The sequence below is a fragment of the Pediococcus siamensis genome, assembly GCF_047220215.1.
Classification (GTDB): Bacteria; Bacillota; Bacilli; order Lactobacillales; family Lactobacillaceae; genus Pediococcus; species Pediococcus siamensis.
Window position 1 is genome coordinate 2186861 of record NZ_CP178375.1, and the last position, 13635, is coordinate 2200495.

Below are 13635 nucleotides of genomic sequence, written 5' to 3' on the forward strand. Positions count from 1 at the left end.
CGATTTCCGAATCTTTAAACAATCCCCATATCAATATTTGTGCCATATTCCTCTTTGATAAGAGATGACTTGATACCGTCTTTTAACCATTGTTTTACGTATTTTAAATATCTCTTAATTTGTACTTCATTTTTTAATTCTACTTGGCTTAATAAGCCAAGCACTTGGTCGTACAAAAATTTTTCACGACTAAGAACACGATTATTACCCTTAAATGCTGAAAATAATCCTTCAAAGTGCTTATCCCATTCAGTATCATCAATATTTTTTTGTATTGCAGAAATGATTTGTTCTTTATTTGTCATAATTCATCTGTCCTTTTTTTACTTATCTGTTGTGTAAGTACTACTGCCAAAGCTAAAGCAACTGCTGCACAAATACCCACTCCGATAAAACCATAACGTGGGTATACAAAGCCACCTATCATGGACCCAAATGTTAGACCCAGATATAAGAAAGAACTGTTAAATGACATCACAGTCGAGCGATTCTTAGGTACGATATTGACAATATAAGTGGTTAAAGCAGTTACTCCAAATCCCTGTACAAGTGCTAATAATATTAAAAACAAGATTGTAAATATAAGTGTTTGTTGAAAGATAGAAAGGCCCAACACAAAAGCAACCGATAAGATGCCATTTAAAATGACACTTTTCTTGGCACCTAAACGAGTTGTAACCCAACCACCGAAAAAACTAGCTACGAAATTACTAAGGCCATAAGCTATAAATACATATCCAGTCTGACCAGTATTTAAATGAAAAGTTTGCGTTATGAAGGTTCCTAGAAAGGTATAAATTGAATAAAATCCAAACATCCAGACAAAGTTGATTAGTAAGGCGTGAATCGCTTTAGGTGCATGTGCTAGATGTTTAAAACTGGTAAAATAAGCTGAAGATTTAGTGTTAACAACTGGCATAGAAGGTACTACCACTAATAGAACTGTAAAAGCAATAAGTGTGATTAATCCAGAGCCCCAAAAAGCCATATGCCAATCTGAAATCTGAGATAAAGTTGTTCCCAGAGGGACACCTACAGCTATGGATAAGGATAAACCAGACATCACAATCCCCATTACAGTATTTAGCCGTTTACCATTAAAATATGAACCAATTATGGCCCAGATATTAGGCAATGTTAATGCAGCCCCTAAACCAGCTATCGCTCTAAAAACATAAAACGAATATATGTTATTGGCTAAAGCACACAAGAAACTTCCAACTAAGAATACTAAAATACCAATTTTTAAAAGTGATTTCCGATTGAACCGGTCGCCCAGGGGACCAAAAATTGGTGACCCTAAAGCGTAACATAGCGCATAAACGGTAATTGAAAGAGCAGCACTACCAATAGATATACTAAAATCATTTTCTATGGCCGGAAGTAGGGGAGAGATAATAAAGGAATCTGCCCCTGTTATAAAAACAATTAGGAATAATCCAATTATCATCAGAACTTCTTGCATAGAATATTGATTACTCTTTTCATCGATGTTCTTCGCTCCCTTTCTCTATAATATGATTAATAATATTAGCTACTCGGTATGTACCATTTTTGTGTTTGGATTTGTTTGATGTATATTACTAAAAGTTGTGATAAAACTTTGTTGCATTTTTTGTTTATCTTCTGCAAACATTGTGGCTCCACCGACTGTTGCAACAATCAGAAAATCATCTTTTTTAACACCCAATTTTTCCGAATATCGTCTTTGTCAAAATTGTTGGTATCTTCTCGGATTACTGGTCCAACAAATACGGCATGTTTTTGTGACAATAACTTCTTGAAATGTAATTTGTTATCTAATTTATCTACATAGGGACAATCCGTAACGACTTTAGTTGCATTGTCTAATCCCCAGTCAAAAGTCTTTTGAGCCACATTATGAATGTCGATAAAATCAGATTCGTCAACTTTAAAGCCAGCATTCTCAAAGTCCGTTTTTTCGAATTTAGCAATTGGCAATTCAAAGCGTTCAGTCACTAGAACACTTTGAATACCACAAATTTTTGCGGCCACAATAGCACTAACGTCCAAATCCGATACCACTAGATCTATCTTATTTCTAGTGAATAGTCTGACTAGCATTAGAATTTTTTGACTGTTAATAATAGTTGGTCCTGAAAAGTCATTCATTAAAGAATCCCAGTTGAGGTCGTTTTTTAGAATAAAACCTTTTGAATAATCATTTTTACCGTCTTGACTTACATTGATTGTTTTTACACTAATTGAATTGAACAATTGTGAGAAAGTATCATGTAAAGATTCTAAAAAGCCATTACTTCAAAAAATTATCTTGTTTCTTCAATTCCTGTGCTAACGCATACAAACGCATGTTGTGACCTGAACTCATTCCTCTTGGTACTAGAGCAATATGTTTCATAATTGTTTCCCCCGTTTTTTTACAGTTGAATTTTTGAATACTATTGATTCATCAGGAATATACGTTTCCTTGGATAGATGTACTCCCGGTAAAATGATTGCGTTTTTTTCAATTCGAACCTTATCATCAATAACTACCTTTTCATTCGTTTGAGGTAATGACAGAAGCTTATTATCATGTGAAGTTGTAATAATTATTGTGTTGCAGTCTATGGTTGTGGTTTCCCCAATAGAAAGTCTGCCGGCACCTTCGAGAATGCAATTATTTTTAATGGTTATTCGTTTTCCAAATTGAAATCCACCGTTGGGGAAAGCTGTGCTTTTTCTTCCGCTAATTACGGTTCCTTTTTCCACCTCTAGGGAATTGGGGATTGGAAGTCCTGTGTAATTAGCAAAACCACCTTTGAATTTTGGCGGGTATCTTTTAAAAAGATTTCTAATTTGTTGTATAAATAGTGAATTTGATAATTTTTTATTTGAAACAATCTTTCTAGTTTTAAGGAATTTGCCTGGGCTGCCAACAATTATTGAATATAGTGAAACATCATTTACTACGTAAGTACCGGCACCAATAACAGCTCCTTCACCTATATGAACACCCGGAGCAATCGTGATACCTGCACCAAGCCAAACATCGTCAGAGATCACTATTTTGTTGCTTTTTTGACCTAATATGGTGCAAGAATTAGCTATTTGAGTCCGTTTTCCTATTACTGTATAACATTTGAATCCTATAAAAACATTTTCATCTATAATAGAATTATCAACGTATGAATATGTTCTTATCCATGTATTGTTGGAGCTTATCTTGGATTCCTTTACCACGACCTTTTCATCTACAAGAGACTTTGTCATGTGCATCACCCCTTGAAACCAATGCTAGTATTAAAAACAAAAAAGACAATAAGGGAATTTTTGTTTACTTAGTGTAAAAAAGTTCCCTTATTTAGAAAACCAACTATAATAAACAGTATTATGTGTAAGAACAGGAGTGGTTTTATGGACGCAGTAGATTCACTTACTAAGCACAATGAAGTTTGCCCCTTGGATATCACGATTAAAATAATCGATGGTAAGTGGAAAAGTATAATTTTATGCCGACTAATGACAAAAGACCTTCGATATAGCGAATTACTTGGTTCACTATCCGGTTGCAATCGTAGAATGCTGTCTTTACAGCTAGCCGCTTTAATTCGCGATCATGTGGTATATAAGACTATCAATGCGACATGTGTGCCAATTGAAACAACTTATCATTTAACAAATCTGGGTAGTTCGCTCGTGCCCCTAATTAAAGAAATGGATATATGGGGAGAAATGTACTTAAATACTATATAAGAATTAACATCAATTATATTGGAAGCTACTCCAAAGAACATGGACCTCAAACGGGCTCAGCATTTAGCTGCACATCTCCCGGAGTTGGCCAAAAATTCAAGGCCAGCAGTAGATATTGATTCATACGCGCCAAAGCGAGTTACCGAGTTAGCCTATGGAATTGAACGTCTCGACCGCTCAAAAGCATCTTTAATTGAGGAGATGACTAAAATTGGTACTCGCTTGCCTGAGGTTGCAATTTTGACGACAATTCCTGGAATTGCGCTTAAATCAGCTTTGTGTATTATCGCGGAATTGGCGATTTCATAGTGCCAATGCTATTAATGCGTATATTGGTATTGATTTAACTACTTATTAATCTGGAGACTATACGGCCGAACAGCGTATTCGAAAACGTGGGAACCCTTTGGCAAGAAAGGTCTTGTACCGTACGGTCATCAACATCATCAGTGCTTCCTCATATCAACCGACACGCTTTAACGACTTCTACCAAATGAAAAAACAATCTTCTCAGTCTAAAGGAACCAAGAAGATTGCGATCGCAGTTATGAGTCGTCTAAGTAGAACGATCTTCCACCTAGTTTTGAACAATGAAGTTTATGAGCCAACTGTGTCTCAACCAAAACAGTAACTCATACAGCCTCCGAAGACAGTATAACCTCTTGAAAAATTAACGTTTCAAGAGGTTTATTTAGTTTACCTTCAAAACATTGCTTTCCTCAAATCAACTGAAAAAAGATTTCATATACAAGCTTAGCCTGTACATGAAATCTTATGAAATCAACGTTTTACTTGACTAATGGTAGAAAAATAATGGCCGAGTACTCTTCAATTGTATTGATTTTCAAAATATTTATAACTTTTTCATTCGTATCAGTTTAATTTATGAGTAAACAAAAAAACACATTCACCGAAGTGAACCTGCTTTTCAAAAATCTTCACCAATACAATTTGACAGAGACCCCAAAGTTGTTCAGCACAAATAAATGACCTCACGCCAAATGAATACTGGAATGAAGCTATTTAGTTAAAAACCAAAACTTTATATTATTCCAGCTGTTAACTTGACAGAACCGAGTACAAGAAAGTGATCCTTTTATATGGATTAAATTGTGAAACACGTCAAACAAAAACAGCATTGAACGTTAATTTAAATCAGTATTAATCCCCAAACGAAACCGATTATTCCTGCGATAATGATAATAGATCCCGTAATTCCGGCGGAAAAGCCAAAAGTGGCCGGTGTTTTATCAAAATTCACTTTTATTCCTGCTGCTGCGTATTTCTTTCTTCCGTTCTTGATGAACCTCATACCGCCAAGTATAACAATACCACTTATAATTGTGACCACTACACCAAATAAAATCTTTAACATGGAAAATCCCCCCTAACAAAATCTGCTGTAGCTCATCAATAATACGACTCAAGTATAGTTCGCTTTTTTTATTTTGCAATAGTTCAAAAATATTTAAATTGAAATGCTGTTTAATTAAGAAAGCTTTTAAATTTAGGCTAAGACACCTCTCATAGTGGACTGGTTTCTTATAAAAATATAGAACAGTAATTTGCCTGATTTTGGAAGTCGGATGGCAACGTAGTTTAAAGACTTGATAAAAAATGATAAACGATAAGAGCTATACAAAAAAACGAAAAAAAACTTGTTAATAAAGTGGACTCCTAATTTACGATTTTTTTAGTCAAACCACAAGACCAAAAATGCATATCATAGTTAATTTTACAGAATAATTACCCTCATCTTATTAGGAAATGTGCTATCGCCATAGTGGAGGGGTGCATGAAGAAAAAAGATGGTTATCAAGTTTTGGCGTGCTAGTTCTTGTCGTATGCGGTGTAGTTGTATACACATGTTTAAATTCTGCTATGTATACCGTTAATCAAGTGAACTCTAAGATGGATAGTCAGTCTAATTTATTCTTACTAATAGCATGTTGTCGTGTGAAAGTAACTGGTACTACCTCTGAGCGAAACCCTTTAACAACGCCAAGTTCTCAAGGACAGTGACCCTATTTTTTGGCATGCAAAAATCCCTCTATGAAATATCAGATGAATTATGGCATTTCATCTGACAATCACAAAGGGATTATCGTAGTTCGCATAAAGACTGCTCGTTAGCTTTTTTGTTACCGGGGATGAATTTCATCCTGAAGGTTGCCGTCTTTTTTATAGACTTTAACGGCGGAATCTTTATTCTTCACAATTTCGCGTGCTCGTCGAATGGCTTCTTCTTTACTGGAGAAGCTTTCGCTGGCTTGTTTGCCACCTTCAGCTTTTACTAACCAAGCATCATCTTCGTAATAGACAACTTCATTAGCATCCATGAGCCGTGAATGCGACTTTTTGCCGTCATGTTGATCATGTTTAGTTGGATCTGGTGCTTTACGGAATTGAGCACGTTCACGTGAATCCGCATCTTGAAACCATTTTTCGGCTTGTTTGGTAGCAATCGGGATGGCACGATCATCTGGGTAGCCATCTGCTAGTAACGCGTTGGCGATATCAATTGCTTTTTTTCGCACAAGTTCCTTCATATTCTTCATTGAAGCTGGGTAGTCTTTCATGTCCCAAGGCATAAAATTGTCCTCCTTAAGTTCATTTAAATTAGAAATATTCTATAGTTATGATTATATACGCTTAAAAAGAGTCAATAAAAAGATTTGCCTGTATTTTTTCGGACTAGTAAGGCTAAACCCATAAGTGCAGGGCAATTCATGCCACTTCAAAAACAAGGCTTATATGGCAATCTTTGATTTGGCTTCTTTTTGTTCAGGGATTTTTCAGGTGTTTATCTTAATCGTTCAATTGAACTATAAAATAGAATTATTCTTTTTAAGTTCATTTAACTTAGAAAAAACCTATTGGCATGATTAAGTAAGCTTAATAAAAAGATGCCATAAAGATTATTTTTCCCAAATAGGTACGATTACGCGAAGGCTTATATCTATAGACATTCATTCTATTGACCAAAATAAAATGACGCGATAAGGTTTGGGTGAAGTGGGGGGGAATCATCATGACAGAGCAATTTGTGGGGTTTATTGTTTTATTAATTGGTCTTTGGCAATGGTATTTCGTTTTTAGTCCTTATCGTGTGCTTAAACTGAACGCAGGAAAAGCGACCTTGAGATTGACACTTTTATCGTTCTGGTCAGGAATACCATTTAGTCTCGTTATGTTAGTACTGGGGGGTGATGCTCTTAATCACGCAATTATAGTCAATGATGAACAAGATTTAATCACAAAAAGCAGTTCGTGATCGCGTAAATGAAAAGAACGGTTCATAAAAAACTGAACTGGAGATGATAAAATGTTTGTAGATGATTTGCTCATGGTTGCATTTTTCCTTGCAGCAATCTGGGAGTTCTATGCCTGTTATAAGGCGGTAAAAAATTATAAATTTAACAAGGACACCACGGTTTTTATTATGGGTGCTTTTTGGTACAGCTTTATCTTGGGAATTATTTTTTTAGGTATTGCCAGTGAAATGTTATATCATCCGCTGGAAGCATTTTTTAATGGCCTCTAGAATTGAAGTTCAAGCTGTCCTTCAGAAAATAATTAAGATCAGGCTTAGCGAAATGGGGGGAATGAAGATAAATCTGCCCAGCATGAAAGCAGCAATATAGGCGATGTCATTGGATTTGCAAGCAAATGAGCGTTTAGGAAGTTCGGAAAAGCATGCACCATAAAAATCAAGATGAAACTAGGCCTGATTTTAACGATGTAGCTCGTCGGCTTCAATTTTTGCTGAGCATCATGAGACATGAAAATAATGCTGTTTACGAGCTAAAGCAGGGAAACTAGTAATAAATGGAAATCGACTGTTCGAGAGCATTCTGCGTAACTGATTAGTCACATGCAGAATTTCAGAAGGTAAGCAGACTTAGTAATTTTTTTATATTTGCTGATTCTTTGCGTCTTTGTTTTAGTTTTTCAGATATCTGCATCGTAACGATTTCCTTGGACCTTTTTAATAATTGTCAACGCCGATGTGAAAATGTCGTTTTTTGCCGATTAAAAAATGCTGTTTTTTACCGATAAGGTTTACAGTGTCTCACTGCTCCTTTCTTTATTTTGTGAGCTAAAACCTGATAAATCAGGTCCAGAATTATCCTTCTTTTCAATCAAATGATCCTTCATTCGATATGATCGACCGGTGATTCGGATGACTTTAGCGTGGTGAACCAAGCGGTCTAAAATGGCGTTAGCTAACATCTTATCTGAAAAGGTGTTTCCCCACTTAGAAAGCGGAATATTAGTGGTGATAATGGTTGATTTCCGTTCATATCGTCTTTCAATTAGCTGAAAGAACAGCTTAGCACCCACTGACTCAATTGGGAGATAACCAATCTCGTCAATGATTAGAATTTGAAAACGGGCATACCGGCGCAACACTTCTTCGCTTCGTCCTTGAACTTGTGCTGTTTGAAGCTTGTTGATGAGGTCGCTACATCGAATAAACTGCGTTGAAATTCCTTGTTTACACCCTTCAATTCCAATGGCGGTGGCTAGGTGAGTCTTACCGACACCGGAGGTGCCGATAAACAAAATGTTTTGATTCTCTTGGGTGAATCTTAGTGATCCCAAGTCCTCAATTGTCCCTTGGTTAATTCCTGGTTGATAGCTAAAGTCAAAGTCAGCTAACGTTTTTTCATATGGAAAGCGGGCTAGTTTAATTCTCAAATTAATCTTTTTTTGTTCCCGGTATTTAAGCTCAGCCGTTGTCAATTCGAATAAGGCATCACTCAAGGACTTGGGTGCTTCATCTTGATGATCCAATAGGTAGCCTAAATGTTCGGCGAAACGATCTAACTTTAATTGTCTAAGGTTGGTGTATAACGCTTGGTAATTAGCCATTTTCTCACTCCATTTCATCAAACATCTTCAGGTTTCGGTCGACGTAATCATCAATGACTCGGTCATCACGATTCTTATAAAGGTCTGATCGGACAATCTCTTCCATGTCATCGCGAAGATAATTAAATCTTTTCAGTGAAATAGGGTGAGAACGAATTAGTTCTCCGTTATAATAAACGTATAGAGTATTGTCATCGTGTTTAATTTGTACGGTTTCGTCAATATATCTGATGGGGACGGAGTATTTCCGATTTTGAAAGACAATCATTGATTCCTTGCTAACTTTCCTTGCGATGGTTTGGCTGGCATAGGCATCGAGTAAGTCATGATCAAAATCATGGAGATACTCTTTTTCTTTATCAAGCAATAAATAAGGCGGAATTTGAGTCGCCTGAGACTTCTCATGATTCAGCTGATCACACGTCAAATGAACGATCTCGGCTAAGTCTAGCGGCTCTTCAAACTCATGGTTGTAAACTTTAATTCGCTGAGTAGTTCTGGCCAACGCCTCAACCTTTCCTTTGGTTTGTGGCCGAAACGGTCGACAAGCAATTGGCTTGAAACAAGCGTCCTTAGCGTATTCAACGAAGGTTTCATTAAATACCGGCTTACCAAAATTACTTTTATGATGATCGACGACAACCTTTTGGTTGTCAAACCAGATTTCTTTCGGCACACCCCCGGTTGCCCAAAAGGCATTCGTTAAGCAATCAAAAAAGGTAGTTTGGCTGCGACTGAAGGTAAATTGCATGTATTTCATTCGCGAGTACCCTAAAACATATAAGAAGATGTTGCCTTTGACAATCTCTCCATGCCGAGAAATCAATGTTAAGTCTTCTTTCCAATCAACCTGGGCTGAAAGCCCTGGCGAGGTTTCAATCCGGATAGTGGCTTTTTTCGTTGCGGCTTTTCTGATGGTTCGACAATAGTCTCTGAGAATACTTTGCTTTCCTTGATAGCCACGTTCTTTGATAAAGTAATAAATTGCCGTTGCCGAACAGCCTTCTAGAACCTTTTCTTCAATCGTTTTTCGATAATCGTCAAGTTTACTCGGCCGCCGTAAGGGTTGTGGCTGCTCATCTGGGGGCGTGAGCCCTAAATTGTAGTATCTTTTAACCGTTCGCGGATCAACACCATATCGTCGACCAATTTCAGCGAAGTTGGGCTTTATTTTGTTCATAATATATTGCTGGACACACTGTTCAACATCTAAACGCATTTCAGTTCCTCCAAATTTGAGATACGTTTAGTTTACCGTAAAAAAATGTTGGAAAACCGACATTTTCTAATCGGTATTTTCCAACATTTTACAACCGTTGCTGACATAATAATTACCTGGAGTTAATTTTATTAGTAAATGGGATTTGGGGAAGAGGGGCATTTACCGGTTAGCTATCCGCGTGAGAAAAAACTGGGGGAGTTTATGAGAAATCAACGGAAAAGGTGAACTTATCGATATAAGACACTTTAAGTGTTAGAATTTACGGCGCTTAACGATGCTTATCAAGAATTCACGTGGAATTAACTCATAACAAATTGTGGGAATGGTTAGATGAAAGGCCATCAGACAATTACTATCGAAAAAATAAGTGTAATTCAAAAAGGGCTTACTGGTGATTGAAGCAGATTATGAAGGATAAGAAAAAGATCTTTTGGAACCAGATGGGATGAATTGATGGAGTAAACGTGTCTCAGAAGGAGCGAAAAGTATTTTTGAACGCCAAAGAAGAACTTGATAATGGAAAAATGATCAGAACAGAAGCTTTATTGATCAGATGATAATGGGAGATATAGCATGAGCAGAATAAAACCATATATTATTGATATTGCAATTGTTTTTATTTTGATGCCGTCCGTTTTGCTTTTAAGTCCAACTGTTTTCAATACGTTATTATTACCTAAGGCAGTATGGCAATTATCCGGCGATTTTTTAGCTTTCTTTATTGCTCTTTCTTTAAACAAATTTCGCTGGAAAATAAAGATCAATTTTTTTAAATTTAGACATTCTTTCAAGCAACTAATGTCTAGCACACCAGCTTTAATATTACTGTTATTAACTACAAATTTTTCATCTATAAACCTTGATTCAGTTAGCCTATTACCGTTATTAACTACTTTAGGTATAGCATTTGTGGAAGAATTTATTTTTCGAGGATTGTTGATTCCAATGAGTGATCGGGTTGCTCCTAATAAACCCTTCATTGCCGTTTTAATTAGTAGCACTGGCTTTGCATTTGCGCATATTGGAAACTTGGCCCATATCTCTGCAAATATATTATTGCTTCAGATCCTGTTAGTTTTTGCAACAGGTCTGTTATGGGCAGCTGTCTATATAAAAACAAATAATTTAGTGATTACCATTGCCATGCATTTTCTAAGTGACATACACATGATAACAAAGACTACGGGCAATAGCTCAGGACTCTCACTAAGTGGAAGCCAAACCAGTTTTATGGTTGTCCTTATATTAGTTATTGTTTTAGTGTGTCTTTGCATTGCATTTATGCAGGTCCATAAATTTAATAAACCTTGGACTAGTAAATGAATAATTAAAATGTGGTTTTTGAAGAATTTAAAGTATCCTTACAAAAGAGTACTATTACTAGACTGAAGTCAATTAACATAATAAGAATTAGTCTGCCTAACATTAGATCAGTTATATAATTTATACTTGTGGTATGTAGCTCATACGTGAAGCTTTCGGCAAACACATTTAATACTAGATGTATTACGAAAATAAGCATAAAAGTGAGGCCTAATTTAATAAAATAAGATGGTTCCTTTAATTTATACCAGTTTTCGTAATGTGAAATAAATATGATGATGTTGAGGATAAGTAATACCGGAATTATTAATAAATGCAGACCACCTATTCGAAAGAATTCGATATAACTGATTAACCACAGAAAAAAATTACAAATATAAGTGATTTTTGCTATTTTGTGAATACGAATATTTTCTTGGTCCTGTTTTTTATAGTAGTTTAAAACCCTGTCATCACGTAATAAGGAATCCAGTGAAATGCCATATAAGTCACTTAATTTCACAAAACTATTAATGTCGGGATAACTGCGGTCATTTTCCCATCCAGAAACTGTTTTTCGTGAAACGTGTAATTTTTCGGCAACTTGAACTTGTGTTAAAGATTTATTCTTTCGGCATTGCTTAAGTTTTTCTGATATGTTCATTAGATATTTTCCTCCGATACAATTATTTTACTCCACCTGGTAATGTAAAAACTCACTATTTTAACAAAATTAAAAAGTGCCACGGGCTGTGACACTTTTAGTAAATGGAATCTATACTTGAAAGATTGGGTAGTTTTGCGTTTATTTCAATCCATGTAGGAAAGCTTTTAAATGTTTTACAACGTTGCTAGAATTACTTGTTTCACGATTCCCTCCGTCAATAGTTTGTGCTGCTAGTGCAAATGGGATTGCCAGCTGCCAGCCAAAGTTACAGTAATTGCCAATCCTAAGAGTAACAAAACCGTCAACACTCGCGAATAGACCGGTTATGATTTATCAAAGGGTGCTTTTACCGGCGCCATTTGCTCCACGTAAGGCATTGATTTTTCCAGGATGAACTTCAAGTAAAACAGAATTTAAGACCGTTTGTTTCTCGAAACTTTTAGTTGCATCCGCTATTGTAAAGATCGCATTCATAAGCATTACTTCTTTATTTATGATACGTATCGCGTAATTTCTGACGTTGCTTATCCATCCAGGTTTCCTCTGGATATTCGCGCAATAAGTTATCGGCAAAAGCAGCGATATCTTCACCAACCACGGCTTGGACGGGGATACCATCGGCCGCCGCCGCTTCAAACATTTCTAAAATTGAAATCAGCAAGGCCATCATACCGTCTCCCTTTGCCCAATTCCACAGATATTTTTCTAAAGCTTCCATGGTTTGTTGGTATTCGGACGGTAAGGCAGCAATTCGTTTGCGATAAAGGCGATAGGCCTTTTTTTCTTGGCGCATTTTTTTAAAATAATTAAGCATGATGATCCTCCTTCAAAGCGGTCATTTGGGTGGTAAGAAATTGCCAGTGCTGCCAAAAAATTGTCAGACGGGCTCTGCCAGCATCGTTGAGACGATAGAATTTACGAGCTGGTCCCTTAGTCGACTTTTTCTTTTCAACAGACACCAGCTCTTGTTTTTCAAGGCGCATTAAAATAGTGTAAACAGTGCCTTCCACGACATCATCAAAGCCGTGGGCGTTTAAATTTTTGGTGATTTCGTAGCCATAGGTCTCTCCTTGACTGATCATTTGCAAGACGATCCCTTCTAGCACCCCTTTTAGCATCTCCGTTGATATTTTCATAGCGCGCTCCTAACTACTGCGTAATAATAGGTACTGGCACATAGTAAAACATAGTAGTGGAACTGTCAATAGGCTTAAAAAATTTCAACTGCGAACCTCCAAGGTTGTTCGAACAACTAAAATCGTCAAACCGCGCTGTTGCTATGACTTTTGTAGGTAGTCTTTCTCTTGGGTTATGCTATTAAAATTTGGACACAATAAAGAGGCTGAGTATTTTTCTCAGCCTCTAATTATTTTTTATCGTGTCAATCGAACAGCGGGGTGACCATAAATACAAGACAACAGCTAGTTTTGTTCAGCACGGTGCAAGATTTGCCAGGTAATACCAAATTGATCTGTGATCCAAGCTACTTTGTCAAAAGGTGTCATGGGATCCGGTCCCATTAAGACGTTACCTTTTTCAGAAAGGCGGTAAAAAACGTGATCAAAATCTTGTATTTTACTGAATTCAATATATTGCGAGGTCTGCCAACTTGCCACCGGCGCCTGTGCTTCGGTGAAATCCAATGCATAGAACGGCACCCCCATGAGAGTGAAGTCAGCATTAAGAATTTTACCAATTAAGTCAGGCTCGTCGCGGTTATAGTAGGTAAAGTGATTCAATTTACTGTTGGGAAAAGTTTCTACATAAAAGTTTACGGCTTTTTCGGCGGTACCAGGGAAACTCAAAAATGAGATAGGGCGATCTTGTTTCATAGGCTCAACTCCTTACTGTA

Annotated in this window: 18 protein-coding genes; 6 read left to right on the forward strand and 12 right to left on the reverse strand. The window is 36.6% G+C overall.

The features are described 5' to 3' along the window. Positions 1 to 14 precede the first annotated feature (14 nt). The 4 genes from ACLJJ6_RS10465 to ACLJJ6_RS10480 all read right to left on the reverse strand — a co-directional run bounded on the left by ACLJJ6_RS10465 (position 15) and on the right by ACLJJ6_RS10480 (position 3234). Entirely contained in the window at positions 15 to 305 is a 291-nt protein-coding gene (locus tag ACLJJ6_RS10465; RefSeq protein ID WP_412989376.1) for a hypothetical protein, read from the reverse strand. Beyond that, positions 302 to 1465, reverse strand: a complete 1164-nt coding sequence (locus ACLJJ6_RS10470; protein ID WP_412989377.1) for an MFS transporter — start codon at positions 1463 to 1465, stop codon at positions 302 to 304. The genes ACLJJ6_RS10465 and ACLJJ6_RS10470 overlap by 4 nt, the downstream gene beginning before the upstream one ends. Positions 1466 to 1662: 197 nt before the next feature. After that, positions 1663 to 2238, reverse strand: coding sequence for a hypothetical protein (locus ACLJJ6_RS10475; RefSeq protein WP_412989378.1), 576 nt, complete (start codon positions 2236 to 2238; stop codon positions 1663 to 1665). Between the two features lie 138 nt (positions 2239 to 2376). After that, the gene (locus ACLJJ6_RS10480) at positions 2377 to 3234 is read right to left on the reverse strand and encodes a DapH/DapD/GlmU-related protein (protein WP_412989379.1); all 858 of its coding nucleotides are present in this window, start codon (positions 3232 to 3234) and stop codon (positions 2377 to 2379) included. Between the two features lie 144 nt (positions 3235 to 3378). On the opposite strand from ACLJJ6_RS10480, the gene ACLJJ6_RS10485 reads away from it, so the two are divergent. From ACLJJ6_RS10485 to ACLJJ6_RS10495, 3 genes are all read left to right on the forward strand, one after another. Further along, positions 3379 to 3717, forward strand: coding sequence for a winged helix-turn-helix transcriptional regulator (locus ACLJJ6_RS10485; RefSeq protein WP_412989380.1), 339 nt, complete (start codon positions 3379 to 3381; stop codon positions 3715 to 3717). Between the two features lie 39 nt (positions 3718 to 3756). Then, entirely contained in the window at positions 3757 to 4026 is a 270-nt protein-coding gene (locus ACLJJ6_RS10490; protein ID WP_412989381.1) for a hypothetical protein, read from the forward strand. Between the two features lie 97 nt (positions 4027 to 4123). After that, positions 4124 to 4348 carry an IS110 family transposase gene (locus ACLJJ6_RS10495; RefSeq protein WP_412989382.1) on the forward strand — a complete coding sequence of 75 codons (225 nt, stop codon included), beginning with the start codon at positions 4124 to 4126 and terminating at the stop codon, positions 4346 to 4348. 519 nt (positions 4349 to 4867) lie between these two features. On the opposite strand, the gene ACLJJ6_RS10500 is transcribed toward ACLJJ6_RS10495, so the two are convergent. Next, positions 4868 to 5092 carry a hypothetical protein gene (locus ACLJJ6_RS10500; protein ID WP_412989383.1) on the reverse strand — a complete coding sequence of 75 codons (225 nt, stop codon included), beginning with the start codon at positions 5090 to 5092 and terminating at the stop codon, positions 4868 to 4870. Between the two features lie 766 nt (positions 5093 to 5858). Beyond that, entirely contained in the window at positions 5859 to 6308 is a 450-nt protein-coding gene (locus ACLJJ6_RS10505; RefSeq protein WP_412989384.1) for a DUF2188 domain-containing protein, read from the reverse strand. A 440-nt stretch (positions 6309 to 6748) separates the two neighbouring features. On the opposite strand from ACLJJ6_RS10505, the gene ACLJJ6_RS10510 reads away from it, so the two are divergent. Beyond that, complete coding sequence (locus tag ACLJJ6_RS10510; protein WP_412989385.1) at positions 6749 to 6991, forward strand: hypothetical protein; 243 nt, start codon at positions 6749 to 6751, stop codon at positions 6989 to 6991. A gap of 51 nt (positions 6992 to 7042) precedes the next feature. Continuing rightward, positions 7043 to 7261: a hypothetical protein gene (locus tag ACLJJ6_RS10515; RefSeq protein WP_412989386.1), complete on the forward strand. Its 219-nt coding sequence runs from the start codon at positions 7043 to 7045 to the stop codon at positions 7259 to 7261. A gap of 518 nt (positions 7262 to 7779) precedes the next feature. Here the strand turns inward: ACLJJ6_RS10515 and istB are convergent. Then, complete coding sequence (gene istB, locus ACLJJ6_RS10520) at positions 7780 to 8610, reverse strand: IS21-like element helper ATPase IstB (RefSeq protein WP_412988384.1); 831 nt, start codon at positions 8608 to 8610, stop codon at positions 7780 to 7782. After that, positions 8597 to 9811 (reverse strand): IS21 family transposase, encoded by a 1215-nt coding sequence (istA, locus tag ACLJJ6_RS10525; RefSeq protein ID WP_260210390.1) that lies wholly within the window; start codon positions 9809 to 9811, stop codon positions 8597 to 8599. Before istA ends, istB begins: the two co-directional genes overlap by 14 nt. 576 nt (positions 9812 to 10387) lie before the next feature. Here istA and ACLJJ6_RS10530 point away from each other — a divergent pair. Beyond that, positions 10388 to 11137, forward strand: a complete 750-nt coding sequence (locus tag ACLJJ6_RS10530) for a CPBP family intramembrane glutamic endopeptidase (protein WP_412989387.1) — start codon at positions 10388 to 10390, stop codon at positions 11135 to 11137. 4 nt (positions 11138 to 11141) lie between these two features. Here ACLJJ6_RS10530 and ACLJJ6_RS10535 read toward each other — a convergent pair whose 3' ends face one another. The 4 genes from ACLJJ6_RS10535 to ACLJJ6_RS10550 all read right to left on the reverse strand — a co-directional run bounded on the left by ACLJJ6_RS10535 (position 11142) and on the right by ACLJJ6_RS10550 (position 13615). After that, positions 11142 to 11780, reverse strand: a complete 639-nt coding sequence (locus tag ACLJJ6_RS10535) for a helix-turn-helix domain-containing protein (protein WP_412989388.1) — start codon at positions 11778 to 11780, stop codon at positions 11142 to 11144. Positions 11781 to 12270: 490 nt separating this feature from the next. Continuing rightward, positions 12271 to 12597, reverse strand: coding sequence for a DUF1048 domain-containing protein (locus ACLJJ6_RS10540; protein WP_412989389.1), 327 nt, complete (start codon positions 12595 to 12597; stop codon positions 12271 to 12273). Further along, positions 12590 to 12919 (reverse strand): PadR family transcriptional regulator, encoded by a 330-nt coding sequence (locus ACLJJ6_RS10545; protein WP_412989390.1) that lies wholly within the window; start codon positions 12917 to 12919, stop codon positions 12590 to 12592. Before ACLJJ6_RS10545 ends, ACLJJ6_RS10540 begins: the two co-directional genes overlap by 8 nt. A 285-nt stretch (positions 12920 to 13204) precedes the next feature. After that, entirely contained in the window at positions 13205 to 13615 is a 411-nt protein-coding gene (locus ACLJJ6_RS10550) for a VOC family protein (RefSeq protein WP_412989391.1), read from the reverse strand. Positions 13616 to 13635: the final 20 nt, after the last annotated feature.

Excerpts from the sequence above, each read along its gene's own strand:
- ACLJJ6_RS10465 (WP_412989376.1), bottom strand. The coding sequence starts at position 305 with ATGACAAATAAAGAACAAATCATTTCTGCAATACAAAAAAATATTGAT.
- ACLJJ6_RS10470 (WP_412989377.1), bottom strand. The coding sequence starts at position 1,465 with ATGCAAGAAGTTCTGATGATAATTGGATTATTCCTAATTGTTTTTATA.
- ACLJJ6_RS10480 (WP_412989379.1), bottom strand. The coding sequence starts at position 3,234 with ATGACAAAGTCTCTTGTAGATGAAAAGGTCGTGGTAAAGGAATCCAAG.
- ACLJJ6_RS10485 (WP_412989380.1), top strand. The coding sequence starts at position 3,379 with ATGGACGCAGTAGATTCACTTACTAAGCACAATGAAGTTTGCCCCTTG.
- ACLJJ6_RS10490 (WP_412989381.1), top strand. The coding sequence starts at position 3,757 with ATGGACCTCAAACGGGCTCAGCATTTAGCTGCACATCTCCCGGAGTTG.
- ACLJJ6_RS10500 (WP_412989383.1), bottom strand. The coding sequence starts at position 5,092 with ATGTTAAAGATTTTATTTGGTGTAGTGGTCACAATTATAAGTGGTATT.
- ACLJJ6_RS10505 (WP_412989384.1), bottom strand. The coding sequence starts at position 6,308 with ATGCCTTGGGACATGAAAGACTACCCAGCTTCAATGAAGAATATGAAG.
- ACLJJ6_RS10510 (WP_412989385.1), top strand. The coding sequence starts at position 6,749 with ATGACAGAGCAATTTGTGGGGTTTATTGTTTTATTAATTGGTCTTTGG.
- ACLJJ6_RS10515 (WP_412989386.1), top strand. The coding sequence starts at position 7,043 with ATGTTTGTAGATGATTTGCTCATGGTTGCATTTTTCCTTGCAGCAATC.
- istB (WP_412988384.1), bottom strand. The coding sequence starts at position 8,610 with ATGAAATGGAGTGAGAAAATGGCTAATTACCAAGCGTTATACACCAAC.
- istA (WP_260210390.1), bottom strand. The coding sequence starts at position 9,811 with ATGCGTTTAGATGTTGAACAGTGTGTCCAGCAATATATTATGAACAAA.
- ACLJJ6_RS10530 (WP_412989387.1), top strand. The coding sequence starts at position 10,388 with ATGAGCAGAATAAAACCATATATTATTGATATTGCAATTGTTTTTATT.
- ACLJJ6_RS10535 (WP_412989388.1), bottom strand. The coding sequence starts at position 11,780 with ATGAACATATCAGAAAAACTTAAGCAATGCCGAAAGAATAAATCTTTA.
- ACLJJ6_RS10540 (WP_412989389.1), bottom strand. The coding sequence starts at position 12,597 with ATGCTTAATTATTTTAAAAAAATGCGCCAAGAAAAAAAGGCCTATCGC.
- ACLJJ6_RS10545 (WP_412989390.1), bottom strand. The coding sequence starts at position 12,919 with ATGAAAATATCAACGGAGATGCTAAAAGGGGTGCTAGAAGGGATCGTC.
- ACLJJ6_RS10550 (WP_412989391.1), bottom strand. The coding sequence starts at position 13,615 with ATGAAACAAGATCGCCCTATCTCATTTTTGAGTTTCCCTGGTACCGCC.